Origin of the sequence: Bdellovibrio sp. KM01, assembly GCF_013752535.1 — a bacterium.
Taxonomy (GTDB): domain Bacteria; phylum Bdellovibrionota; class Bdellovibrionia; order Bdellovibrionales; family Bdellovibrionaceae; genus Bdellovibrio.
This window is the reverse complement of the sequence record NZ_CP058348.1, coordinates 2,900,310-2,924,447: the sequence shown is the minus strand read 5'-3', so window position 1 is coordinate 2,924,447 and position 24,138 is coordinate 2,900,310. Positions and strand designations below refer to the sequence as shown.

Annotated in this window: 25 protein-coding genes; 21 read left to right on the top strand and 4 right to left on the bottom strand. The window is 46.5% G+C overall.

The genetic code is table 11. The features are described 5' to 3' along the window. Positions 1 to 39 precede the first annotated feature (39 nt). From HW988_RS14175 to HW988_RS14145, 7 genes are read left to right on the top strand one after another with little or no spacing between them, the layout of a single operon-like run. Entirely contained in the window at positions 40 to 978 is a 939-nt protein-coding gene (locus HW988_RS14175) for an ABC transporter ATP-binding protein (protein ID WP_181604872.1), read from the top strand. Beyond that, positions 975 to 1,748 carry an ABC transporter permease gene (locus HW988_RS14170; RefSeq protein WP_181604871.1) on the top strand — a complete coding sequence of 258 codons (774 nt, stop codon included), beginning with the start codon at positions 975 to 977 and terminating at the stop codon, positions 1,746 to 1,748. The genes HW988_RS14175 and HW988_RS14170 overlap by 4 nt, the downstream gene beginning before the upstream one ends. Before the next feature lie 2 nt (positions 1,749 to 1,750). Next, entirely contained in the window at positions 1,751 to 3,286 is a 1,536-nt protein-coding gene (locus tag HW988_RS14165) for a GldG family protein (RefSeq protein ID WP_181604870.1), read from the top strand. Beyond that, complete coding sequence (locus HW988_RS14160) at positions 3,283 to 4,266, top strand: DUF4340 domain-containing protein (protein WP_181604869.1); 984 nt, start codon at positions 3,283 to 3,285, stop codon at positions 4,264 to 4,266. The genes HW988_RS14165 and HW988_RS14160 overlap by 4 nt, the downstream gene beginning before the upstream one ends. Continuing rightward, on the top strand, positions 4,266 to 5,258 hold the full coding sequence (locus tag HW988_RS14155) for a galactokinase (protein WP_181604868.1): 993 nt from the start codon (positions 4,266 to 4,268) through the stop codon (positions 5,256 to 5,258). The genes HW988_RS14160 and HW988_RS14155 overlap by 1 nt, the downstream gene beginning before the upstream one ends. Continuing rightward, entirely contained in the window at positions 5,204 to 6,187 is a 984-nt protein-coding gene (locus HW988_RS14150; RefSeq protein WP_181604867.1) for a DUF429 domain-containing protein, read from the top strand. Before HW988_RS14155 ends, HW988_RS14150 begins: the two co-directional genes overlap by 55 nt. Positions 6,188 to 6,223: 36 nt before the next feature. Next, positions 6,224 to 7,039, top strand: a complete 816-nt coding sequence (locus HW988_RS14145) for a class I SAM-dependent methyltransferase (protein ID WP_181604866.1) — start codon at positions 6,224 to 6,226, stop codon at positions 7,037 to 7,039. Between the two features lie 27 nt (positions 7,040 to 7,066). On the opposite strand, the gene HW988_RS14140 is transcribed toward HW988_RS14145, so the two are convergent. Then, positions 7,067 to 7,999, bottom strand: coding sequence for a CorA family divalent cation transporter (locus HW988_RS14140; RefSeq protein ID WP_181604865.1), 933 nt, complete (start codon positions 7,997 to 7,999; stop codon positions 7,067 to 7,069). 57 nt (positions 8,000 to 8,056) lie between these two features. On the opposite strand from HW988_RS14140, the gene HW988_RS14135 reads away from it, so the two are divergent. The 5 genes from HW988_RS14135 (at position 8,057) to HW988_RS14115 (ending at position 14,707) form a co-directional block, all read left to right on the top strand. Next, complete coding sequence (locus HW988_RS14135) at positions 8,057 to 8,845, top strand: alpha/beta hydrolase (RefSeq protein ID WP_255490028.1); 789 nt, start codon at positions 8,057 to 8,059, stop codon at positions 8,843 to 8,845. Between the two features lie 158 nt (positions 8,846 to 9,003). Then, on the top strand, positions 9,004 to 11,250 hold the full coding sequence (locus HW988_RS14130) for a collagen-like protein (RefSeq protein ID WP_181604863.1): 2,247 nt from the start codon (positions 9,004 to 9,006) through the stop codon (positions 11,248 to 11,250). 173 nt (positions 11,251 to 11,423) lie between these two features. Further along, positions 11,424 to 13,031 (top strand): penicillin-insensitive murein endopeptidase, encoded by a 1,608-nt coding sequence (locus tag HW988_RS14125; protein ID WP_181604862.1) that lies wholly within the window; start codon positions 11,424 to 11,426, stop codon positions 13,029 to 13,031. A 39-nt stretch (positions 13,032 to 13,070) separates the two neighbouring features. Then, positions 13,071 to 14,147: a phosphatase domain-containing protein gene (locus tag HW988_RS14120; RefSeq protein ID WP_181604861.1), complete on the top strand. Its 1,077-nt coding sequence runs from the start codon at positions 13,071 to 13,073 to the stop codon at positions 14,145 to 14,147. A gap of 11 nt (positions 14,148 to 14,158) precedes the next feature. Next, entirely contained in the window at positions 14,159 to 14,707 is a 549-nt protein-coding gene (locus tag HW988_RS14115) for a tetratricopeptide repeat protein (protein WP_181604860.1), read from the top strand. 1 nt (position 14,708) lies between these two features. Here HW988_RS14115 and HW988_RS14110 read toward each other — a convergent pair whose 3' ends face one another. Beyond that, entirely contained in the window at positions 14,709 to 15,515 is an 807-nt protein-coding gene (locus HW988_RS14110; protein WP_181604859.1) for an AgmX/PglI C-terminal domain-containing protein, read from the bottom strand. Between the two features lie 37 nt (positions 15,516 to 15,552). Beyond that, positions 15,553 to 15,966 (bottom strand): preprotein translocase subunit SecG, encoded by a 414-nt coding sequence (secG, locus tag HW988_RS14105; RefSeq protein WP_181604858.1) that lies wholly within the window; start codon positions 15,964 to 15,966, stop codon positions 15,553 to 15,555. Between the two features lie 137 nt (positions 15,967 to 16,103). Here secG and HW988_RS14100 point away from each other — a divergent pair, with 137 nt between their 5' ends. From HW988_RS14100 to HW988_RS14075, 6 genes are all read left to right on the top strand, one after another. Next, complete coding sequence (locus HW988_RS14100) at positions 16,104 to 16,574, top strand: hypothetical protein (RefSeq protein ID WP_181604857.1); 471 nt, start codon at positions 16,104 to 16,106, stop codon at positions 16,572 to 16,574. Positions 16,575 to 16,592: 18 nt separating this feature from the next. Beyond that, positions 16,593 to 17,081, top strand: coding sequence for a hypothetical protein (locus tag HW988_RS14095; protein ID WP_181604856.1), 489 nt, complete (start codon positions 16,593 to 16,595; stop codon positions 17,079 to 17,081). 10 nt (positions 17,082 to 17,091) lie between these two features. Then, a complete protein-coding gene (locus tag HW988_RS14090) occupies positions 17,092 to 17,610 on the top strand; it encodes a hypothetical protein (protein WP_181604855.1) in 519 nt (172 codons plus the stop codon). A 72-nt stretch (positions 17,611 to 17,682) separates the two neighbouring features. Beyond that, a complete protein-coding gene (gene tmk / locus HW988_RS14085) occupies positions 17,683 to 18,318 on the top strand; it encodes a dTMP kinase (RefSeq protein ID WP_181604854.1) in 636 nt (211 codons plus the stop codon). Between the two features lie 13 nt (positions 18,319 to 18,331). Continuing rightward, positions 18,332 to 19,288: an ATP-binding protein gene (locus tag HW988_RS14080; RefSeq protein WP_181604853.1), complete on the top strand. Its 957-nt coding sequence runs from the start codon at positions 18,332 to 18,334 to the stop codon at positions 19,286 to 19,288. Between the two features lie 9 nt (positions 19,289 to 19,297). After that, positions 19,298 to 20,071, top strand: a complete 774-nt coding sequence (locus HW988_RS14075) for a TatD family hydrolase (RefSeq protein WP_181604852.1) — start codon at positions 19,298 to 19,300, stop codon at positions 20,069 to 20,071. A gap of 199 nt (positions 20,072 to 20,270) precedes the next feature. Here HW988_RS14075 and HW988_RS14070 read toward each other — a convergent pair whose 3' ends face one another. Then, on the bottom strand, positions 20,271 to 21,125 hold the full coding sequence (locus tag HW988_RS14070; RefSeq protein WP_181604851.1) for a trypsin-like serine protease: 855 nt from the start codon (positions 21,123 to 21,125) through the stop codon (positions 20,271 to 20,273). A 109-nt stretch (positions 21,126 to 21,234) separates the two neighbouring features. Between HW988_RS14070 and HW988_RS14065 the strand changes: the two genes are divergently transcribed. The 3 genes from HW988_RS14065 to gap all read left to right on the top strand — a co-directional run bounded on the left by HW988_RS14065 (position 21,235) and on the right by gap (position 24,138). Beyond that, positions 21,235 to 21,870: a hemolysin III family protein gene (locus HW988_RS14065; RefSeq protein ID WP_181604850.1), complete on the top strand. Its 636-nt coding sequence runs from the start codon at positions 21,235 to 21,237 to the stop codon at positions 21,868 to 21,870. A gap of 139 nt (positions 21,871 to 22,009) precedes the next feature. After that, positions 22,010 to 22,996 carry a beta-sandwich domain-containing protein gene (locus HW988_RS14060; protein ID WP_181604849.1) on the top strand — a complete coding sequence of 329 codons (987 nt, stop codon included), beginning with the start codon at positions 22,010 to 22,012 and terminating at the stop codon, positions 22,994 to 22,996. Positions 22,997 to 23,130: 134 nt separating this feature from the next. Continuing rightward, positions 23,131 to 24,138: a type I glyceraldehyde-3-phosphate dehydrogenase gene (gap, locus tag HW988_RS14055; protein ID WP_142701135.1), complete on the top strand. Its 1,008-nt coding sequence runs from the start codon at positions 23,131 to 23,133 to the stop codon at positions 24,136 to 24,138.

Genomic DNA, 24,138 nt, shown 5'->3' with positions numbered 1-24,138 from the left:
GAGTCTTGACTGAATCGTGGTGGAGTCTAAAATTTCACTATGATTCAAGTAAAAGATCTTACCAAAGATTACGGACCACGCAGAGCGATCGATCATCTGAATTTTTCAGTTAACAAGGGTGACGTTGTTGGCTTTTTGGGACCGAACGGTGCTGGAAAATCCACAACCATGAAAATCATCACGGGCTTTATGGCGCCAAGCCATGGCTCGGCCTCGGTTGCTGGATTCGACGTTTTTGAAAATCCCATCGAAGTTAAAAAGCGCATTGGTTATCTGCCGGAAACTCCACCTGTGTATAGTGACATGTATGTGCGAGATTATCTGCGCTATGTGGCGGCCTTGAAACAAGTTCCGAAAGACAAAATCGAAAAGTCCGTGGACCTGGCGATTGAAAAAACTAATTTGGGCGAAGTTCAAAAGCGTTTGATTCAACATTTGTCTAAAGGTTTCAAACAGCGTGTGGGAATTGCCCAGGCCATCGTGTCTGATCCTGAAGTTCTGATTCTGGACGAGCCAACCGTTGGACTTGATCCCAAGCAAGTGGCCGAGATCCGTGATTTGATCAAAGCTCTTCGTGGTCAGCACACAATTATTCTTTCCACGCACATCCTGCCCGAAGTTCAGGCGACCTGTGAAAAGATCATCATCATCAACAAAGGTAAAATCGTTGTTGAAGACAGCATTCAGCATTTGGCTTCGATGGAGAAGGGGCAAAACCACCTGCTTGTTCGTGTCGCCCGGGATGTTCCTGATATGAAAGCCGTCCTATCCGATATCCGCGAAGTCGTTTCGGTTCATGAAGGTATTTCTCACAAAGAGTGGCGTATTGATGTGCGCGGTGGCGATGACATCGTGGCTGCAGTTTCCACGCGCCTGGTGAATCAAGGCTTGGGGCTTTTGGAGTTCACTCCAAGCAAAATGGATTTGGAAGACGTCTTCTTAAAACTCACTTACGGTCAAGAAAGAGGTGAGTCATGAACGGTTCAATGATCATCCTTAAAAAGGAATTGAAAGGTTTTTATTTTAACCCGACCTATTGGATCATCTGCTTTTTAGTAAGCTTGGTCTTTAGCTGGATTTATCCATTGCAGCTTTACGGTTTTGCGCAGCTCTTGATGAACTATGTGGCGCAACAGGGGATCCCGGCAAATCAATTGAACATTCATTACGGGGTGTTCTTGCGTCAGCTTTCTTACTTGAATTTGATATTGATATTCGTGGTACCCGCTTTGACGATGAAATTGTTTGCTGAAGAAAAAAAGCTTCGCACATTTGATTTGCTTTTGACGTCACCCGTGACCTCTTTGCAGATTGTCTTGGGTAAATACCTTGCCGCCTTGGGAGCTGTGGCGGGGATCGTGTTCTTGGCGTTGACTTATCCGTTGGCAACAGCGGCTTTGGCAAAACTGAACTGGGGCCCCTTGCTGGTAGCTTTTCTGGGAATCTTTATCGTCGGTGGCGTTTACGCTGCGATGAATTTGTTTTGCTCCGCTTTAACTGAAAACAGCCTGGTTGCGTACGTGATGTCAGTGATCTTGAATGTATCGATCTGGTTTATCGGTATTGGTGCTGAAGTTGTGGATAGCGAAATTGCGCGAAAAATATTTGAACACGTTTCCTTAAGCACACATTTGTCGAGCCTGGTTGAAGGAACCATCCGCACCAATGGATTGGTTTTCTTTGGCAGTCTGATTGTGTTGTTCTGCTTTTTGGCTGAACGTGTGGTTGAATCTTCCCGTTGGAGATAGTGATGAGCAAAATTAGTAAAATTTCATTTCTAATGGCGGGGATCTCTTTGGTTTGCATGACCATTACTCGCTATCTTTTGGGTGAGTGGGTTCCGTTCTGCTGGTTGTCCTTAGGGATGGCTGTTCTTTTCCTTATTGCGGGGATCGTCAAAGACCGCGCTTTCTTTAAAGAATTTCTGACCATGAAAACGACGAAAGAGGGCATGAGTATGGGAGTTTTAATTCTCCTGATGCTGGCAGTCCTGGCCGTGGTCAATTATATCGGTGTCAGACATTATCTGACTTTTGATTTCTCGACAGCGCAGTCAAATACCTTGGCCGAGCAATCGATCAAGCTGGTTAAAAATCTGGATGAAGAATTAAAAGTTTATTTCTTCTATAAAAAAGGTGTTGAAGGTAACGAAGAGAACCGTCGTTCCTTCCGCGACCTGATCAAAAAGTATCAGGACATCAATCCGCGCATTCAGCTGAATTTCGTTGAAGTGAACGAACAACCGGATTTGGCCAAGGATTTCGGCGTTGATAAAGGCAGCGGCACCGCATTCGTGGAATACAAAGGCCGTCGCAACTTGCTGCAAAAAATTGACGAGCAGGAATTCACAAGTTCTTTGGTCAAAGTAACTCGCGAGAAAAACAAAACCATTTACTTTACCGTAGGTCACGGTGAAGCGAACCTTGATGAAGTCAAAGAAGGTTTGGGGCTAAATGCCCTTAAGGTGATGCTAGAGCGTAACCGCTACACCGTAAAGCCGTTGCCGCTGATCTCTGAACCCAAAGTTCCTGCCGATGCAGATGTCATCGTGATTGCGGGACCGATTCAAAACTTCCTGGCTCACGAAGTGGAAGCGTTGGAAGGTTATTTAAAGAACGGTGGCAGCCTGTTCATCGCCCTGGAATCACAAAACCCAGCGAACCTGGATAAACTGATCAGAAAAATGGGTATTGAACTTGGTAACAACTATGTGTTCAACATCGTTGATACGGTGATGGGCCAAGGAATAAATCAGGGACCTGTGATGGGCTCTGTGTTTTCTCCACTGAATGAAATCACCAAAGCCTTTGGCCAAAGCGAAGTGACCTTGTTCCGTCATCCTCAAGCGCTTAAAAAAGTTGTTGAGCCACCAGGTATGACTATTGATGAATTGGTCAGAACAAGTCCGAAATCCATGGCTTTCAAATCGATGAATCTGAAGGAAGACGGCCCTGTGGGAAGCTTTGCATTGGTGGATCAAGTTGTCGGCCAATGGGATTCAGATCCCCAGGCTAAAAAGTTTGCAGCGATCATCGCTGGTGACGTGGACTTCATGACCAATCAAATGCTGTATCAAAATTTGAACCGTGATCTGGTTTTAAATTCCCTGGCGTCTTTGGCAAAAGAGGAAAACCTTATCAGTATTTCTCCTAAAGAACCGCAGGCAACGCAGTTGATTTTGACGGAAACTAAATTTGCAGTGTTCATTTTCGCCTTTTTAATTCCATTGCCTTTGCTGCTTTTGGGCGCGGGCATCACTCTTTATTCCAGAAGGAGAAGTGCGTGAAAAAGATCAAAGGTCGCGGCATATTGGTCATGTGTCTTTTGGTGTTCGGTGGTTATGCTTTGTACGATTTTCTGGCGCAAAAAAAAGCTGAGGAATCAAAGAATGCCAGCGCCAAACTTTTCACAATGAACACCGATCAGATCGACGCGATCGAAATCTTAAAAAGCGGCGGCGAATCCGTTGTTTTAAAACGCTCGGTGGAAGGCTGGAATCTTGAGCAGCCCTTAAAAGACAGTGCTGACGATGCTTCTGCAGATGATTTGATCAAGATGACGTCCTCTGAAAAAGTTTATGATGTAGTCAAGGAAGGTGACGGTATCGATTGGAAGTCCTTCGGTCTTGATCAACCAGCTGGATCTGTGAAGTACACAAACTCCGCGGGCCAATCGACAACTCTGCATATTTCCGCTAAAACTAATTTTGAAAACAATCCCTTTGCCCGTCGTGATGGTGAAAATCGAGTCCTGGTGGTTAACAACAGTTGGACGACCCGCCTGGAAAAGCCCGTAGGTGAATTTCGTGACCGCCGTTTTCTGCGCCATAAAATGGCTTCCATTGAATATTTCCGTTTAAAAAATAAATCCGGCATTGTCGAAATCGCCTTGAAAGAAGGCAAGTGGGTGGATGCGGGTTCAAAAAAGGTGGAGCTTGATCAGCAAAAAGTTCGTCAGCTTTTCCGTGATATCGCGGATGCAAGGGCTGCGAATTATGTCGATGGCAAAATGCCGACGCTAACTCCACTGTTCACCCTGAATTTAAAACTGGGAGAGCAGGCATGGAAAGCGGAAGTGGGGCAAGCAACAGATAAAAGAATTTATGCCTCAGTTTCAGAGCCGAGATTCCAGATGCTGATGGGACCAGGGGCCCTGGATAATTTAATTGATCTTAAAACTGAGGACTTGAAAGTGGGGGCCACTCCGAAGCAAGATAGTAAAGATCAAACCGGCGCTCAACTCGCCCATGAGAAAGACAGCTTGTAATGCAGAAAATTATCGTTAAATCACCGACACGCGTGGATTTGGCAGGGGGCACTCTTGATTTGTGGCCCCTTTATTTATTTATCAACGGTGCCTCTACAGTGAATGTTGCTATCGACGTTTACACCAACGTGGAACTGACGCCGCATGATGACTCTACGATAGTCCTGGAATCCGCTGATTTGAAAGTTCGCAAAGCGTACTCCAATTTGGTGGAAGCTTTGGCCGATACAGATCCGCAGATGATATTGTTGCAAACTCAGCTTCGCTATTGGATGCCGACGAAGGGTTTCAGTTTAAAAACTTCTTCGGAAAGCCCTGTCGGCGGTGGCCTGGGTGGTAGCTCCAGTTTGACGATTGGATTGATGAAAGCTTTTGCACAATTCTGCAATAAGCCGTTTCGTGATGTTCACCATATGGTGCATTCGGCTCACAATATCGAGGCTGAAATTTTAAATACGCCAACTGGAACGCAGGATTACTATCCTGCGGCTTCGGGGGGATTGAATATCCTTCGTTATGGATACGATGGAATTCAGCAGGAAGTGATGGATGTTTCCAAAACTCCATTGGCTGAAAAGTTCATGCTGATTTATACGGGGAAAGCTCATCATTCTGGATTGAATAATTTTGAAGTGATGAAGGATTCCGTCGCAAAAGATCCTGGCACAATTCAAGCATTGCGCGATCTGAAAGTGATCGCGATTGAAACCGAATATGCGGTCCGTAGCGGAAATTGGAATGAACTCGGAAATTTATTTAAACGTGAATTCGAAGCCCGTGTAAGACTCGCTCCAGAGTTTTCCAGTCCTGAGATCCGCCGTCTGTCTGAACTCTCTTTGCAGAATGGGGCCGAGGCTGTTAAGATTTGTGGAGCTGGGGGCGGTGGTTGCGTGCTGGTGTGGTGCCCTCCTGAGAATAAAAAAGGAGTCGCAGACGCATGCCAAAAAGCCGGGTTCCAAGTCATGGGCGCAAAGCCCGTAAACCCTCTGTAAAGAGTAAGGCCGTCAAAAAAAAGACGAGCAAGAAGGTTGCGAAAAAAACCGCTAAACCTCGCTCGTCTGTTGTTAAGACGACGCCTTTGGCTTCTTTAAATCATGCGGGTGATGTGCATCGTTTTGTCGGCGTTTCTTTGGGCGGTGGCAAAATGGACAAAGCCTGCGTGTCGGTTATTGAATATTACCCCAAGCACAATAAAGTTTTTCTGTCTCGTCTGGTTGAAAAAATTAAAAGCGACGAAGTGCACTCTGCAGACTTTAAAATTCATGAAATCATCGAACAATATAACAGCATTGATTTGCTGGCTTTCGATGTTCCGTTTCAACTGCCCAATACGTTAAGAAATCCCTGCTGCGGTGAGATTGAAACCTGCAATCATCAGCCGCATATCAAGTGGATGTGGGATTATACGCGCAAGCTTCACAAAAAGAAAAAGCCACGCAAACTTTTTACTCCGTACACGCAACGTTGTGTGGAAATGTATTTGTCGACCGAAATCGAAGAGCCATTCCATTTGCAACATGCGATGGGGGCGAACATGGCGCCGCTTTTGGCGCGCGCGATGTTTTTAAAACAAAAATTGAATATGAAAGTCATCGAGGTGTTTCCGAAGCTGTCGTTATGGCGCATCGGTCGTTCACTTCATGTGATGAAAAGCCATCTCCTGTTTCACAAGCATGCGATTGGTGGAGATGAAAGTCGCCGCGCGATTCTGCATGCCTTGAGCACCCACAATATTGCGTTCGTATATGATCAGGACGTCAAATTAATGATCGAAAACAATCATGCTTTTGAGTCCTTCATTTGTGCCCTGACGGCGTTTTTAAGCTTTAAGGGGCTGACGGAACCACGTCCCGAGGGTTTCCCCTTGAATGAAGACTGGGTGGAATTCCCCGTGTCATCCATCAAGTGGAACTCATTTTAATCTGTGCTATAGTCTTCTGGAATCAGGAGGCTGCACATGGCTGGCGATTTTCCTTATCTTCATGGATTCAGCAAAGACGAACAAGAGCGTTTGCGCAAACAAGCTCGCTTTGGTGAGCACACTGTCTATCAAAATGTAAATTTATCCAGCGTCAGTCAGCTGTTGGAAGTCGGTTGTGGTGTTGGCGCGCAAAGTGAAATCATTCTTCGTCGTTTTCCTGATCTGCATCTGACGGGGATTGATCTTAGCACCAATCAATTAAGCTCTGCACGTCATCGTCTTGCAGCTTTGCCAGGTTTGGCGGGGCGCTTTGAAATGAAAGAGATGGATGCCACCAAGATGTCTTTTGGTGCGAACTCTTTTGATGGTGCATTTCTGTGTTGGATTTTGGAACACGTACCAGATCCAATTCGTACTTTGTCAGAAGTACGGCGCGTACTTCGTCCGGGCTCTCCGGTTTATATTACCGAAGTTATGAATGCTTCGTTTTTCCTGGATCCGTACTCCCCGAATGTTTGGAAGTATTGGATGGCCTTCAATGAATATCAGCTGAAACAGCATGGTGATCCTTTCGTTGGGGCGAAACTTGGAAACTTCCTGATGCAGCTGGGGTTTCATGACGTGCAAACGGAAGTGAAAACTTGGTTCTTAGACAATCGTCAACCGCAAGCGCGCAAAGACTGCGTCGAGTACTGGACGGAGTTGTTACTGAGTGCGAGTGATCAGTTGGTGAAGGCTCACTGTGTTTCTAAAGAAGTTGTCGAAGGCATGAAAGAAGAAATGGCCACGGTCGCCAACGATCCTAATGCCGTTTTTTATTACAGCTTTATTCAAGCCCACGCCAGAACGTAAACACTCTGGCAAAAACTAGTTCGATCTTTAAGGTTTAAAGTCGTCCTTGCTAAGCCAGCCTTTGTGCCATACCCAGCCTAGGATTCCGATCGCGATAATAGCCATCGCACCTAAGACCGTATAATAGCCATAATAGTGATCCAGTTCCGGCATATGTTTGAAATTCATTCCGTAAACTCCCGCCAGGAAATTTAAAGGCAGGAAGAAAATAGAAACGACGGTCAGAATGCGCATGATCTCATTCGTTTTAAAGGAAGCTTCATTGGTTTTTTGTGACATCAAGGCCAGATGCAAATTCAAAAGACCGGTGATTTCTTCGACGATGTTATCGCTATCAAAAATCAAACGTCCTAAGGGATCACGAACCAAATCATAGTTCAGCGAATGAATGCGCGAGTGTTGTTGCAGACTGTTGATCACAGTTTCGGTGAATTTAAAAATCTTTTTAAATCCGGATGCGCGTCTTTTCACGTGATAACCCTCACGCAAAATGCTTTTGCGGCGAAGGGCATAGATACGGCCTTCAATTGCATCCATTTTGGCGACCAACTCATCCAGGGGCGCTTCAAAACTTTGAAAGGCTTTAACAAAAATGCGTCCGATTAATTGAGACATGGTGATTTGCTCGAAGGGAACTTTATCTTTTTTATCTTCAATGCATGGCAGGGGAGTACGGTGCAAAGTCAGTACATACTTTTTCCCCACAAAGAAAACCAATTTCGTCGAAAGCTCTTGAATAGTTCCCGCGCCGGGGCGTGCGCGACTATCGAAGTGGCGTAAAATAATCATCGTGCAATGGTCAAGATATTCCACTCGTGGCAAGTGTTCGGGATCCATGCAGGTGGAAATCGCTTGCATGGGAATTTCTAATTCCTCTGCGAGGTTTACGAAGTCTTCCTTCTTAGGGTCTTCGATATCGATCCACTTATAATCTTGCCAGGCATGTTCAAAGCGTTTCATGATTTAAGTATGACGAAAATCAGAGGACTGTGCTTTAAAATTCTAAGCCTCACTGCGTTGGCTTTGGCTATGTGCGGATGCCAGTCTCTTTTATATTATCCTACTCAAGGCAGGTACTATGATCCGGCCCGTTTGAATTTGCAGTATGAAGATGTGCATTTCAAAACGGCTTCAGGCGATGACATTCATGGTTGGTACTTTGCAAGTCGACAAAAAGAAAGCAAAGGCACGATCTTGTTCTTTCATGGAAATGCTGAAAATCTGAGTTCACACTTCATGATGTTCTATTGGCTGCCTAACGAGGGGTATAATTACTTCATTTTTGATTACCCGGGTTATGGTGAAAGTTCGGGCACTCCGACTCCGGAAAATACGGTGGAGGCGGGAGTCGCTGCGGCGGCTTGGTTGAAAGCCAACCGAGAAAATCGGCCGTTGATTTTTTATGGGCAAAGCTTGGGTGGCATCATTGCCATGCAGACGGCCATGAAAATTAAAGACCATCAGGCGATTCGTAACATCGTGGTGGAGGGTAGCTTTTCTTCCTATCAGAAGATGGGAAAAAGGGTTTTAAGTCGATCCTATTGGACCTGGCTGTTTCAGCCACTGAGTTATGTGCTTTTAAGTGATGCTCAATCGCCGGAGCCGATTGGTCGGTTTTCACCCATTCCGCTGCTTTTAATTCATGGCGAAAATGATCCGGTGATCGAGGTTGAAAGCTCTCGCGAAATGTACGAAGCGGCGCGTGATCCAAAGGAATTATGGATTGTCCGCAATGGACATCATGGCGATCTTTTTCAGGTTAACAATCGTGAACTCCGTCAAAAGTTCCTCAATTATTTGCAATAGTAAATTAAGGTTTGATTCTTTTTACCATCCTTACTAAAAAGCCTACAAATTCGTAACCCCTGGAACCAATTCGGTGCCTTAAATGGCCGCCAAATGGTACACGACGGGGCAGTACTAGGTTCATTTTAGGGTTACGACAAATACAAAAAGGAGTTCCTATGAAGTGGGGTAGAATAGGCTTGGCAGTTATCACTGCTGTTCAGTGTAAGGTGGCTTTCGCAGCACCAGCACGTATCGACTCAGGTTTCTTTCCGATCGATATCAATACAACGACAACTTCTTCTGTAGATGATCTATTCCCAACTCAACCACGCATCGGCACGAACCCTGGTCAACCAGGTGGCATCGTTCCAGGTCCAATCCAAATTAATCCAGTTCCAGGAACTCCAGGCACAGGTCTTCCGACAGTTCCAGGTACTCCAGGGCAACCAGGTCAACCGGGCACAGTTCCAGGTTTGCCAGGCACAGCTAACGGTACTGGTGGCAACGGTCTTCCAGTGATCGTTAAAGACTCTGTTGGTGTGGCTGACGATTTCAAATGTAACCTATTTACGAACTCTGAAGACAAAACTTACTCTGACATCCTGTCTGCTGTAAATGCGTTGAACCAAGCGGTAAGTTCTCCTTCTTGCGCTGGCAACCAAATCAACCAACAAGCGGTTATCGACAACAACAAGAAAATCACTGACGCTATCGAAAAGCTTCAACCTTTCTTGCATGCTGAAGAAGAAATCCCTAAAGAAAAAGTTCCAGAGATCACAGCTAACGTGGATATCGCTATCCGTGCAGCTTCCTCTTTGGCAGCTTCATTCTCTAACACAGACCTTATGAACAAAAACTGCCGTCAACAAATGAACGGTGGTCAAGTGGCGTTGGCAATCAACGACATGATCAACGGTTTGACTCCCTATGCATTGATGGCAGCATCAATGACGGGTGGTACTGCAGCGATTCCATTCATCGTGGGCGGTCAAGTTTTGACAAGCGCTATCGGTTCTATGGAAAAAATCGTGAACGAAAACTCCACTAAGATCCAAGATCCATTGGTTCGCCGTGCAGTTCTTGAAAACACATGCCAATACATCCGTCTTGAGCAAAAATACCGTTTCTTGACGAAAGGTCGCGACGAGCAAGTTGCTAAGATCTCTAAAGAGATGTTGGTAGCTCGTAACTACTCTGTGAAATTCTCTGGTGTTTCTAGAGACACGAATGCTTTGATGGTTCGTAAAAACGAACTAAGCCAAGCTGCTTTGGAGTTGAACACGACTCTAGCTGCAGCTTCTGCTCAATCTGAATTGGACAAAACTTTCGTTAAGAGCACAACGGCAGATGCAATGATCTGTGAATTGGGTATCAACCTGGCGGCAGTTGCAACTGATTCTAACTCTTACGTTGCTAAGCTTTTGGGTTCCGTGAACTACTCGTTGGCAACGACTGGTTACAGCGCGACGCCAATCACGAACACTTTGAAATCCGCTGGCAAAATCTACGTTCAAAATCTTCAATCAGTAGTAGCTCGTAACAACCCTGCTCAATGCGCGATGACGACGAAGTACTTGCTTGAGGCAATGGACAAATCTGCAGTGGCTTCTAAAGATATCATGAAGCAAGCTCAAGCTGATCTGGACAAACAATTGAGACGTTCTCCTGAGTACAACCAAATCCAAGCTCGTCTTGCGACATTGGCTGAAAAACAAGCTCAAGCAGCTCGTATCACAAACTCTTTGGACAACTTGCGCAAATACGCAAACAGCTTCTCTCAATCTGAAATTGATTCTGAAATGGCTCGTTTGAGAACAGGTTTGTTCGAGACTCGTTCTTTGGGTATCAGCTCTCCAGTAATGTCTTGGTTCAAATACACAACGGGCCTACACAGAGCTTCTGTTAAGCAATTCAACGAAGGTCTTAAATCACTTCAAGACCGTGCGTTCCGCCTGACTGAATCTGGTAAAGCAGTTCAAGCTCCGTACAACGGTGGTTACACAAACCGTGTTGACGATAAAGTTGCAGCTAAAATGCAAGCCGCTCTTCTTCGTGACCGTAATGCTGCGAACAACCTTGAGACTTTGGTTCCAGCGAACCTAGTAAAAGATTCCCGTGCTTATGCTGATGCTTGCCGCGAGACTCAAGACGTTTGGAACCGTTGGGTTTCTGCGATTGACCACTTGGCAGCTATCGAATCTTTCTGCTTGATGATCGATAACTATATCTACGACAACCGTTCTGAAGACCAAACGATTGTTCAAATGTGCCGTGGTGGCCAAGCTGCCCGTGGCGTTGGTAACAACCTTTCTGAGTTGGGCCGTATGAAATCTGAATTGCTAAGCGTTCATACAAACAACTGGGCGGCTCTAGTTAAGAAAAGAATCACAGCTTTGGGTTGCCAAACAGTGACGACGTTCTAATGTTCTGTCTATCCTTCAGATAGCCTCTCAAAGACCGATCCTTAGGATCGGTCTTTTTGTTTGTGGTTCCGCGAATTTGGGCCCCTGTCTAACTCCTAAACACCCCCATACCCCCTATAATCGAATATAGCCGTATTTCCCGGAGCATAGTTCGTGCAACCAAGGGCATAGCTATGGGAAGACTACTATCGTCACTACTCATTATAGGTTTGATCGTTTCAGGGTGTTCGCCTCGCGGGAATAACATGCCGGTGGCTGTGCGTGATACAGCGCCGACTCCAGCAGAGCCGCAAGTTCGCCAGGCCGGAGCCTATGAGGTGATCGAGGGTGCTACGCAACTTCAGGGTATGGATGTGGCCTTTGATAAGGGCACTCAAAAAGTGACTTTGACAGGTCAACTTCAACTTAAAACTTTAGACTCTAAAAGAACCGTTCCTTTAAACGTTCAGTTGCAAGGTACGACGGACTCCCAAGGCTTCGCGATTATGAAACCAGTGGGTTCCGTAGGAGTGGCTGATTTGGAAATCGCTGCCAAAGCGACATGCTTGGGCGTTGAAGGCGATTGCTCTAGTAACTTCGTGGATATCTATATCTCTTACGAAGACCGGATCTATCACCACCAGGTTGAATCTGTCGAAGACACTATGTCCATGCCGGAAGAACCAAAAGAGGCTGATGAAGCTGTAGAGTCAGCTCCAGGTGGCGGTTCTAAAGATCAAAAACAAGATGATACTTTCGCCGATGAAGACCATGAAGAAGAAGAGCACGAAGAGCTGGATGTTGAAGAAGGCATGGGTTCTTACGTGGGTGACGTTGAAAACGACATCGAGAAAGTTTTGGTGGTAAAACCGAAACCAAAAACTCCCGCTCCAACTGCGCCCAAAGAAGATACTCCGAAAAAAGACGAACCTAAGAAAAACGATCCTAAAAAAGAAACTCCAAAGCAGGAAACTCCTCCCAAAAAGGACGCTCCAAGCAAACCGGAAGTTCCTCCTAAAAAGGATCAACCTAAAAAAGACGAACCCAAAAAAGATGAGCCTAAGAAGGAAACTCCAAAGGCTGATGACAAAGGCAAAAATGACGATAAGGACGACGACAAAAAGGAAACTCCTGTCGTCGTTCCAGCTCCGCCGAAATTTGATTTGTTGGCAAAGCTGGATCAAGCGATCGGCCCTGTGAATTCAGGTCGTTTGGATAAAGCGACGGACATCTTGGGTTATCAAAAAGCGTATCCGGAAACGAACTTCAAGGTTCTCAGGCCAGAACGTGCCACGCACTTTGGTACGATTGAAATGGCTTACTTGATTGCGAAGCTTGGTAAATATACGAAGGCGGTGGCTCCCGCTCATTTCTTGCGCCTGGGTGATATTTCCAGACAAAAAGGTGGGTCGCTTGGCAGTCACAAATCCCACACCAATGGATTGGATGCGGATATCGCTTATTACTTTAAAGCTGATAAAACGATGACGGGCTTTTCTTCTGCCTTGAAGGGTAACCAACCGATCGGTGATTGGATGATGGCTCAGCAGTGGAAACTGTTTAAGTACTCTGTGAGTTCCAAATTCGTGGATCGTATCTTTATCCATCCGACATTGAAAAAATCTTTGTGCTCCTATGCTCAAAGTCAGGGTGAGATGAGCACGGATTTGGCAAAAGAGACTTTGCGTCGTCTGGTGCCTGAAGTAAATCACTACAATCATTTCCACATGCGTATTAAGTGCTCAAAAAGCCAGGTTCGCTGTCGCCAAATGGCAGATCCAAAACCAGGAACGGGCTGCTAAGACTTGCCAAGATCTGCCATCCTCTGACAAAATGTCAGCATGGCAGATTGGCGTGAACTGAGCGAGATGAATGGCGACGTGGTGTTTTTTCGATATGTCTCTGAAGGCATGGAGAAATCTCACGACGAAGTTTTCTTGTGGGATATCGATAAAACCTATCTCGATACGACTATCGATTCCTTATCCGGTCTGTTAACCACAGTCCTTGAACGTGCTTTGAATAAAAAGAACGTTCCCGGGACAAACACCTTGCTTCAATCACTGTCTGAATATCGTAAAGCTCAAAAGGGTTATATGTATTTTCCGATTTACTTCATCACGGCTTCACCGCCGCAGATGGAGGAAAGAATCTCGGAAAAATTCGCGCTGGATAATATTCGTCCGTTTGGTTGTTTCTATAAGGACAACTTGGCAAATCTGCGTCCTGGTCGCTTTTGGCGTCTGACGAAACAAGTCGGTTATAAGCTGCAAGCCTTGATGCAATTAAGAACTCGTCTGGCTGAAAATGTTCGCCAAATCTGTTGGGGCGACGACAGCGAGACTGATGCGATCATCTATAATTTGTATTCTGATATCTGTTCGCGCCGTTTGGGTCCCCACGAGATCCGCCTGACTTTGGAAAAGTTAAATGTGACGGGGGAGCAGGTTGACACGATTCTGGAGCTGCAAGCGCAGATTCCAGAAAACGATCCGGTGGAAAAAATCTATATCAATCTCGCGACCGATACAGATCCTGATTACTATTTGAAGTTCGGGCGCAGAACAATGGCGACCTATAACACTTTCCAGGTGGCCTTGGATTTATACCAGGATAGCCGCATCAACTTGGAAGGCGTCTATGCCGTCGTTCAGGACATGATCTATAACTACAGCTATACTCCCGAAGAACTGATGAAAAGCTTTGATGAATTTATTCGTCGCGGGATCATCGGGCAAACGGCCTATGAGACGGCTCGTGCCTTCTTTATTGAAAAAGGTTTGTTGTATCCTTCGTACTACCCAACGGTGGCTCCATTAAAGGAGAAAACTGTTGTCGACGGACGCGTATATGAGATGGAAGGCATTCACGAACCTTGGATTCCAGACCGCATCGATTACCTTCACGACTATCGTTAGGAATTACCTGCATGGATAAGCGACTTGAAATGAAAGAGGATGAAAATCTTAGATCTGTTCCAGTCGATCCGATCGGATTGCGTAAGTATGTCATTGATTTGTTGGGATCATTGGCGACGGCTTCCAGTCACGCCAAACGTGTCAGCATTTTAGGCGAAGCCGGTGTGCACTTAAGATGTCTGGGTGACTTGAATGAGGCCGAGCAGGTTTTGCGCGAAGCTCTGCGCATTGTGGATGAAGAGCAACTGGGTATTCGCAAAGAAGTTCAGCAGAAAATTCGTTTAGCCCATGTGCTGCAATATAAAAAGCAATTCAAGCTCAGCGACAAGCTCTTTAAGGAAGTTATCGAAGTTTGCCGGGTGAACGACAAAGCGAACGAGCTCCTGCATTTTGCCCTTCAGCATGCGGGTAAAAATCTGTTCGATCAAAATAGATTCACGGAAGCTTTGGCTTTGTTTGAAGAAGCCATGGAGTTAAGGCTGAAACGTGAAGCGCCCGCAGACCAAATCGCGTCGACAGCGCAAGCCATTGCTCGCACCAAAGCTCTTTTGCAAAATTAGACTATTCAAATTTCAGAGGGAAAACAGTCGAAATCGGATCCCCCGCAAAGGATTTAAATTCGACTCGGCGGATGGCCTCGGTCAGACACTTTTTAAAAGTGACGTCGCTGATTGTAGACGAGGTGACCGTGGGATTGCTGACTTTACCGGTGCGCTCGATCGTGAAGCCAACAGAGGCTTGGCCTGAGACTCCTGGAGTTCTTTGCAGCAACTGTGTGTAGCATTTAAAAAATGAATTTCTGTGCGTGCGTAAAGTTTCTTGAATGAACTCGGACGTTAAGCCTTCGCCGCCAGCTTTCTTGCCGGTGTAACCTTCAGTGGATGGAGCCATGTCGGGAAGGTTTGGGGAGTTTGCTTGCTTACGATAATTAGTTTCGTAATCAGTTGCGGTCCAGCGAACACCATCACGGGAGATCATAACAGAGCCGTCGCGACCATAAGCTTCGACCTGCACATCTCCGCGTTTAATCAGAATCACTTGACGGTCGTATTCCTCATCCAACGTCACCAGAGAATTTTCCTGAACGCGAATGCGGTAAGCAGAATCAAAAGTCATCGTCGCGTCGCCATCGGGACCTGTTTCCACAGAATCCAAAGCATATAAAGACGCAGAACGAGTCAGAGCTTCTTTTTGAGTCATGTTTTTACGAAGGATAAAGGCTTTGCCGAGACTTAAATCAACGCGCGCAAGAGGGCGAGTGGCAACTTTTTGTTTTTCAGTGAGAGAGGAGATGACCAGTGAAAGAGCTACGCTCAATACTCCAAGTCCAATAAGAGAGGGAATCAACCAGTTGTTCTTCTTCGCCATAGGAAAACTATAGCGAAGAACTATGAACTAAGTAACTTTATTTTGCAGGAGCTGCAGCTGCTGGAGCCGCTGGGCTTGCTGCCGGTGCAGAAGCTGCCGGAGCTGTAAGATCTTGAGGCTTGTTAGCTTCAGAACCTGGAACCGGAGTAGACGCTGCAGTTGGAGCTGCTGTTTGTGCCGGAACTGCTGCTGCAGGCAAAGTATCAACAACAGATTTAGTTGCAGAAGAAGTGAATACTGACAAAGCCAAGCAAGTAACTGCGAAAATCACAGCTGCCCAAACAGTCATTTTACCAGCCAAAGTTTGTGCGCCAGTTGCGCCCAAAAGGCTGTTTGAACCAGAGCTGCCGCCCATGCCCAATGCGCCGTTGCTTTTTGAATCTTGGATCAAAACAAGAACGATCAAAACGAGGGCAACGATGATATGGATAATTCCAACAAAAGTAGTCATTTCAAGTATCTCCCAAAGTCCCACAATATAGGGATAAAGGCTGGGCTTCGTCCACCAAAACTGCCTGTTTTGGGGTTAAATAACGCAAGCAGTCATGTGTGGTTGTCTTTAAATACAGCCCATTCATACTGAATGATATGAAAACAATTCTTCAGACCCTGACAGCCCTGTCTTTGGCATTTCTGGTTTCTTGTACTTCCAACGAAAAAGCCTTTAAAAACGCCGCCGAAGAGGCTGCGAAGGCCCAGTTCGCGACCACGGTCGAAGAAGAAGCCCGCGGTTACCTCACCCAGTCCGATAATTTCAAGAACGCCTACGTCAGTTACATGGTCAAGTTTGCGGAATTCTCGGCCGAGGAGGTCCGGATGAGCAGTGAGAGTTCGGGTGTGACGACGGTTTTTATCACTTCGTATGCACCAGATGTTCGAAAAAAACTCTTAAGAGTCGCCAGCACAGTGAAGTCATCAGTTACTGGCCAGTTTAATTTTTCCAATGCCGTGCAATTGATTGCCAAGGAAACAGGTCTTCCGGGAGACCCGATGAAATACCCGTTCGTGACCCTAAATTTAAAAAAAGATGCGAAGGGTGACTGGATCGTTCTAAAATAGACAAAAAGGGGTGAGTGAATGCGATTCTCTTCAGTTTTGTTTGTGACAGCGACGCTGGTCGCTTTTCAAAGTAAAGCGGCAAATGTCTGCGTGAATAACATGGCTGATTTCGAGCAGCGAAAAACCCAGATGCCCGCAATGATGCAAAAACTGCCGGTGATGTTCACAGTCGACAGCTTCGCAGTGACAGCCGGATTGAAAATCGCGCCTGCCGGCAATAAATTGCAACTGGAAGCGAACGTCAATGCCATAGGAAGCGGCGACGATTATCAGCAGGTCGTATATATCAAAGAAGTCTGTATCATCGGCGATAAAGTCACCATGAAATTGGAAGCTGGCGCCAGCAAACGCAATGAGCCTCCTCCGACAATTTCCTTGATTGATTCCGGTAGTGTGAAAATCAACAGCATCACTTTTAAAAAATCCACGGAAGCCCAATTTCGTTCAATCAGTAACAAAGTCAGCAAAGATCTTGGTGGTTCAGGTGCTGGCGGCGGCGTGAACTAAGGGGATGGTTATGAATAAATTAATTCTATTTTTTGCAGGCCTTTTGATTTCGAATTTTGCTTTCGCGGCACCCACGCTTGCACCCATCAACTCGAAAGAAGATGTGATTTTTGCCCATAAAAAAGATCAAAAGATGTTGGGCTTTGCGAATGCAGAATCTTTTGTTGGTTACTTCACTCGTACGGCGCAGTCCGACCGAAATATGCGTCAGGCAGAGCTTTATGATCTGGATAAAATCAAAGATTTGAAAATGAATGAAGAGCTTTGCAAAAAAGCTTTAGCGGAAGTGTTCGGTCCTTTGAATGAAATCACATTAAAAGCTCAAGATATCAAAATTTGGGAATCCCATACCGGCAAAACTTGCGAGGCGGCGATGATGGACCCTTATCAACAAGCGATCATTCCGGAGCGCCGAGTGTTGGTGGGACTCGTTAGGGCCAAGCTTTATGCGGTGGTTTTTAAGCTCTCGCAAAAATCCACGGCAGAGCAGCAATCCAATATGCGTAGTTTTTGGGACAGCCTTCGCTAAAAGGCTGATTGCCGCCCCTTGTTGTAAGTCCTTTTGTTGACCGGGCTGCGCGAATATCTGACAAAACTAGGCATGTCTTTTCTGGTATTTGAGGGTCTTGACGGCTCCGGCAAAAGCTCACTGATGAAGGCTCTGGAAGCAGAGCTGCAAAAGCGTGGAATTCCCACATACATGACTCGTGAACCGGGCGGCACTCCTTTGGGAGATGAAATCCGTAATATGGTTTTGCGTAAGGAAGGTCCTGCGCCCACACCGCGCACGGAATTGCTGTTGTACGAAGCCAGTCGTTCGCAGCACGTGGATCAAGTGATTCGTCCTAAAATCGAAAAAGGCCTGTGGGTTTTGTGCGATCGTTTTTCGGCAAGCTCAGTAGCTTTCCAAAGCGGTGGTCGTGAAATTTCTGAAGCCGATGTTGTGATGTTAAATAACTTCGCCACCGGTGGCTTGAAAGCTCACCTGACAATTCTTTTGGATCTTCCGGTTCAGGAGTCTCGCAATCGTCGCCAAGGTCGCGGCGAGCAAAATGGAGAAGGCGAAGATCGCATTGAATCGGAAGCTGATACATTCCACGAAAAAGTTCGTCAAAGTTTCCTGGCTCAAGCCAAAGCAGATCCCAACGCGTGGTTGGTTTTGAATGCGAAAGAAACTCCCGCGGTGTTGTTTGAACAGTTGGTGAAAGCACTGACTGAGAAAAAAATTTTGAAGTAAGGAACAAGCGTAAGTGGCAAGACTGCTGGATTTTGTCTTAGGACACCAGGATGTGATTAAAAAGATGGTGGATTCCTTCGAAGCAGGGAAGCCGGGCCAGACCTTTTTGTTCGTGGGTCCCTCCGGTATCGGCAAAAAACTGACAGCAATTGGTTTGGCGCAAGCTTTGATGTGTCCGCAAAGCCCTCGTGGCTGCGGCCGTTGTCCCTCTTGTTTCCGTGTGGCGCAGAAAGATCATGCTCACGAGGGACTTCGTATTATTTCTCCTTCGGGCGCCAACATTAAAATCGAACAAGCTAAAGAAATTTTAGAATTCCTGTCTTTGAAAAGTTTGGGTGGTAACCGTGTGATCATTATTGATCAGGCACAATTGCTTAATCCGCAGACGGCCAATGCTTTGTTAAAAACATTGGAAGAACCACCCGATGGAACTTTCTTTTTCCTGATTGCTCCCAGTGTGGCGGGTATTATGCCGACAATTCGTTCTCGTTCGCGCATCGTACAGTTTAAGCCATTGACGATGGAGGAGCTGGGGAAGCGGGTGAAAGCACCGACGTGGGCTTTGCGCTCGGCTGGCGGCAGTTTTGAAAAGCTCGCGCAATTGCAAGAAGGACCAGAACTGGAGCTTCGCGAAAAATCCGTCGAAATTCTGAACGTCTTTATGCAAGACCCGAATTTCCTGTTGAACGAAATGTGGCGTGCCGAGTTCAAAGATCGTCAGCAAGGTATTCGCCTGTTGTCGTATTGGGTTTCATTCTTTAGGGATGCCATCGTTCTGCAAGAGGGTGCTAAAGCTCAAATCACTAATCTGGATCAGGCCCCTTTGATTAAGACCTTGGCCGAACAGACTCGCGAAAGACTCCTTAAATTGATCCAAAAAGGCCTTCAGGCGGAACAGGGTTTGGGTGCTAACAGAGATTCTCAGCTCGTGATGGAAGAATACTTCATCACCAGCCAGGATTTGGTGTAGAATAAATCCATGACTGAATGGATTGATGTTCACTGCCATCTGAATATGCTCGAAGAGGGCGTCGAAGCGGCTATTCAAAATGCCAAAGCTGCCGGCGTTCGTAAAATCATCACAATAGGAACCGAGCTGAACGATCTGCCATTGGTTTTGGATCTCGCTCACAAGTATGCGCCTGACGTTTATTGTACCTTGGGGATTCATCCACACGATGGCAAAACTTATACGGATGAAGTTGGTAAATTCATTTTAGACAATGCCAAGGATCCGGTAGTCGTTGCAATTGGTGAGATCGGTTTGGATTATTATTACGATCAATCTCCGCGCGATGAGCAGCAACATGCTTTCCGCGAGCAATTGAAAATCGCCAAAGCCACGGGCTTGCCAGTTGAAATTCACACGCGTGATGCCGAAGAAGACACCATCAATATTCTAAAAGAATTCAAAGGTGAAGTAACAGGCATCATCCATTGTTTTACGGGCACGTCGTGGTTGGCTGATGAAGCTTTGAAATTGGGATTTAATATTTCTATCAGCGGTGTCGTGACTTTCAAAAACGCCGATGATTTGCGTAACACAGTCCGTGGTTTGCCCTTGGATCGTATTCACGTGGAAACCGATGCGCCGTTCTTGGCACCCATTCCCATGCGTGGCAGAAAAAACACGGCCGCTTACGTGGTTCACACGGCTAAATTCGTGGCGGACTTGAAAGGTATTCCGGTCGAGCAATTGGCCGAACAAACTAAGGCCAACGCTCTAAAAATGTTCCCGAAAATTCAATGGTAAAAAGGGTGCCCGCGCCCATCTTACTAATGGTGTTCTGCGGAAACGCAGCGGAATAATATTACACTTCGCAAATTCCAGTTGGGGCGAAGTCGTTTCCAGATTTTGTTCGGAGAATTCACTTATAAGTGCATTAGGATGTTCACGATTTCCCGAAGGCATCGCGAACGAAGAATCTTATCGTGGCTATGAAAAAACTAATTTAGTGATATTGTTCTAAGGCTTTTTTCTCTTCGCGTTTTAGCCATGCATAGTTTACGGCGACTTTTGCAGCTTGAGAAAATTCCAGGCAGGAATGCTGACCGTTTTGCATCACTTTGCCATAGGTGGCAGACGTGACACCTACGATTTTAGTGATGCCACCTTGTGAGTAAAATTGAGGGCCACCGGAATCACCCTGGCAGACGTGCGATTGCGAAGCAGTTTGCAAAATATAAAGATCGTTAAGTCTATTGTAGTCGTTGCTGACCTTAACAATTCCACGATGTAAAATGCCCACAGAATCGCGCAGGTTTTGACCAACTCGGCCCGTGTAGTCTTTGGAACGTCCATACCCATAGACGTATAGAGTGTTGCCCGCATAGTTCGCGTTCACATCAGAATCCAATTTCGCTGGAACAAAGCCCGCTGGGGCCGTGCCTTCGAAAACAGCCAGACCGATATCATAGTTATACCGACCGTTGGAGTTGTATTCAGGATGTTGCTTGTAAAACAAACCTTTGCGAATCAAAGCCGGGTTGGTTGTGCCGATTTGGTTTGCGAAAACCACGCGAAAGCTGGTGAAGTCTGAAACGTGCTTTCGGTCAAAGCAGTGAGACGCCGTCAGCACTGTCCGCGGGCCGATCAACGCCGCCGAGCAAAAAGTTCGCGCAAAACCTGTCGGTCCCAGGATTTCGATGAAAACCAAACTTTTCGCCGCATCGGTGTTGCGGGAAGTGACCTTCGTGCCGTTGATCACCGCGGCCTGTGGGGCGGCCTGCAAAACCAAAGAATCTTGATTTTGGCATGCAGCGAGCGATGCGATGGAAAGCGCGAAGATAGGAATGAGGTTTTTCATAGGGCGGAATTTATCCAAGTCGCGATACTTGGCAACACAATTCGAAAATAATGGTCTGGTCGACGCGAAGTGCTTGCAACGTTTTGGGTAAGAGTTTTATGTTGGAAAGGTGGAACGTCTTTTATCAGTGCAGCACGGTGAAAAATTTAATACTTTTAGTCACTTGATCGGTGCTCTTATCGCCTTCGTGGGTGTGATGTTGCTAATGTATTTGGCCGTATCTCGACACGACATCCCACGCATAATTACATTTACGATATACGGTTTCTCAACGGTTCTGATTTACATCATTTCCGTGCTGTATCATTCAGCCCAGGGCGAGCAAAAGCGCGTGTTTCAGCGCCTGGATTATATCGGCATCTATTTCAAAATCGCCGGCAACTACACTCCCTATATGATTCTTGCGATCAGTGGGATGGCGGGATATTCAATCTTGCTGGTGGTGTGGGCCTTGGCGTTGATTGGTATTTATCTTGAGGTATTCAGGAGACCAAAGAGCGCCACTTTGCGCAATGTATTGTACGTCACGATGAGTGCCACTGTGATACCGGTTTTGAGTCAACTCTACCATGCCGTATCGCTATGGGGATTCGCGTTGATTATGTTTGGCTTTTTGGCCTATGCCGTTGGATTCGTGTTCTTTTTGTTCGATGAGAAGATCAAGCATGGTCATGGAATCTGGCATATGTTTGTTATTACGGGGAGTATGTGCCAATACCTCTGCCTGTTGATGTACGTTGCCTAACGGTTAACTTTTAATTCCTGCAAAAATTTTTCAATATTTCCTTTCGCAGTGTTCGGAGCCAGTGTGGCCCCAAATCCGTTGGCACAAACTTTGGAATAGGACCTTTCCAAGTTTTAAATCCTTATCGAAAGGGAACCACATGAAAAGAAGACACTTGATCCTTGGCGCAGTTTTGATCACTACAATCGCGCAAACCTCCAGCATCGCTCACGCGGGCGGTTTAGATAAGGGCGATATCGGCACTATCATTGGTGGCGTTATCGGCGGTGTCGCGGGTTCCAACGTTGGTAAAGGCAATGGCAAAACTGCAGCAACGATCATCGGTGCTATTGCTGGTTCAGTGATTGGTAATCAATTGGGTCAACAAATGGAAGAAAACGACCGTCGTGCTTACAATGAAGCTCAACGTCGTTCTTTGGAAGGTCGTATCGGCGATAACTGTGATTGGGACGGAGCTCGCAATGGTTCTCGATCAGGCGCTCGCGGATCTTTCAACTCCGTTCAAGAAGGTTACAACTCCCGCACGGGTGAATATTGCCGTGAATACGTGAGCGTAATTGAAACTCGCGGTCGTACGGAGCGCAACCAGGGGATCGCTTGCCGTCGTGACAATGGTTCTTGGTATGAGTCTCGCTCTTCTGAAGTTCAATGGGGTGGTCGCCCGGGGCGCGGTGATCACGATGGACATTACGGTCCTCGCCCGGGCCCGGGACCTCGTCCCATGCCGCCTCGTCCGGCTCCGCCACGCCCAGCACCTCCTTCACGTTATGACCGTGCAGATGTGCAAGTTTCCAGCATCACTCGTCGTACGGGTGGGGAGTGGGTCCGTTTAAGCCTTTCTTACCCTCAGGCGATCGACCAATTGGAAGTTCGCACTTTGACTGCGGGTGCTCGTATCCATGACGCAGTCGTATACATGCAAAGTGGTCAACGTCAGTCCCTTTACAGTCTGCTTAACCGTGGCACTTTGTACGCGGGATACAGTGCCGTTTCCGAGAACTTCTTCCGTGGCGACCGTGTCGTAGCGATCGACGTTCGTTTGGAATCCATGGGCGGCTATGCTGATGTGCTTTTGACTGTGTATTCGCTGGATGGATACCCGAATATCAACGTATCGCGCTTTTAAAACCGGCCTTCCTTTGCGGGAGGCGGAAACGAGCCAAAACAGGCTTTAAAAAGCCAGTCGGGACAGGGTGTCTAGACTGGCTTTTTTGCGTTCTAAGGCCCATATTGGGTGGGTTTTAAAACAAGGAGCTATTCATGGCAAAACTTCGCATTGGTATTAATGGTTTTGGTCGTATCGGCCGCGTTTTCTTCAGAGCTGCTCACGAGCAATTCGACATCGTAGGTATTAACTCTTTGGATAGCATTGAAGGTAATGCGCATCTTTTGAAATATGACTCTGCACACGGCACATTTGCTGGTGATGTTGGTCACGATAACGAAAACTTGATCGTAAACGGTAAAAAAATCCACGTGACTAAATTCCGTAACCCCGCTGAAGTTCCTTGGAAAGCTTGGGGCGTGGACGTTGTTGTTGAGTGCTCTGGTGCATTCAAAAACAAAGAAGACTTCATGAAGCACATCGAAGGTGGCGCGAAACGCGTTTTGGTTTCTGGTCCTGCTGAAAAGGGCGCAGACATCACGATGGTTTACGGTATCAACCACGAAGCTTACGATCCATCAAAACACCACGTAGTTTCAAATGCATCTTGCACAACAAACTGCTTGGCGCCTCTTGCAAAAGTATTGAATGAAAAATTCGGTATCGAGCACGGGACTATGATGACGATCCACTCTTACACGAATGACCAAAAAATCTTGGACGCTCCTCACTCTGATATGCGCCGTGCACGTGCCGCTGCTGTGAGCATGATCCCAACAACAACTGGCGCTGCGAAAAACGTAGGTTTGGTATTGCCAGAGTTGAAAGGTAAAATCGACGGTATCTCCGTACGCGTTCCAACTCCAAACGTTTCTTTGGTGGATTTCACATTCACGGCGAAAGCAGACGTAACTAAAGAATCAGTTAACGAAGCCCTTATCGCTGCTTCTAATGGCGCTTTGAAAGGCGTATTGGCTTGCGAAAAGAACGAACTAGTTTCTGTTGATTTCAACGGTAACAAATACTCTTCAATCGTAGACCTTGCATCCACTATGACTGTGGGTCCTCGCATGGTTAAAGTTCTTTCTTGGTACGACAACGAAACTGGTTTCTCTAACCGTATGGTTGACGTTCTTAAACACATGGCTGCGAAAGGTCTGTAA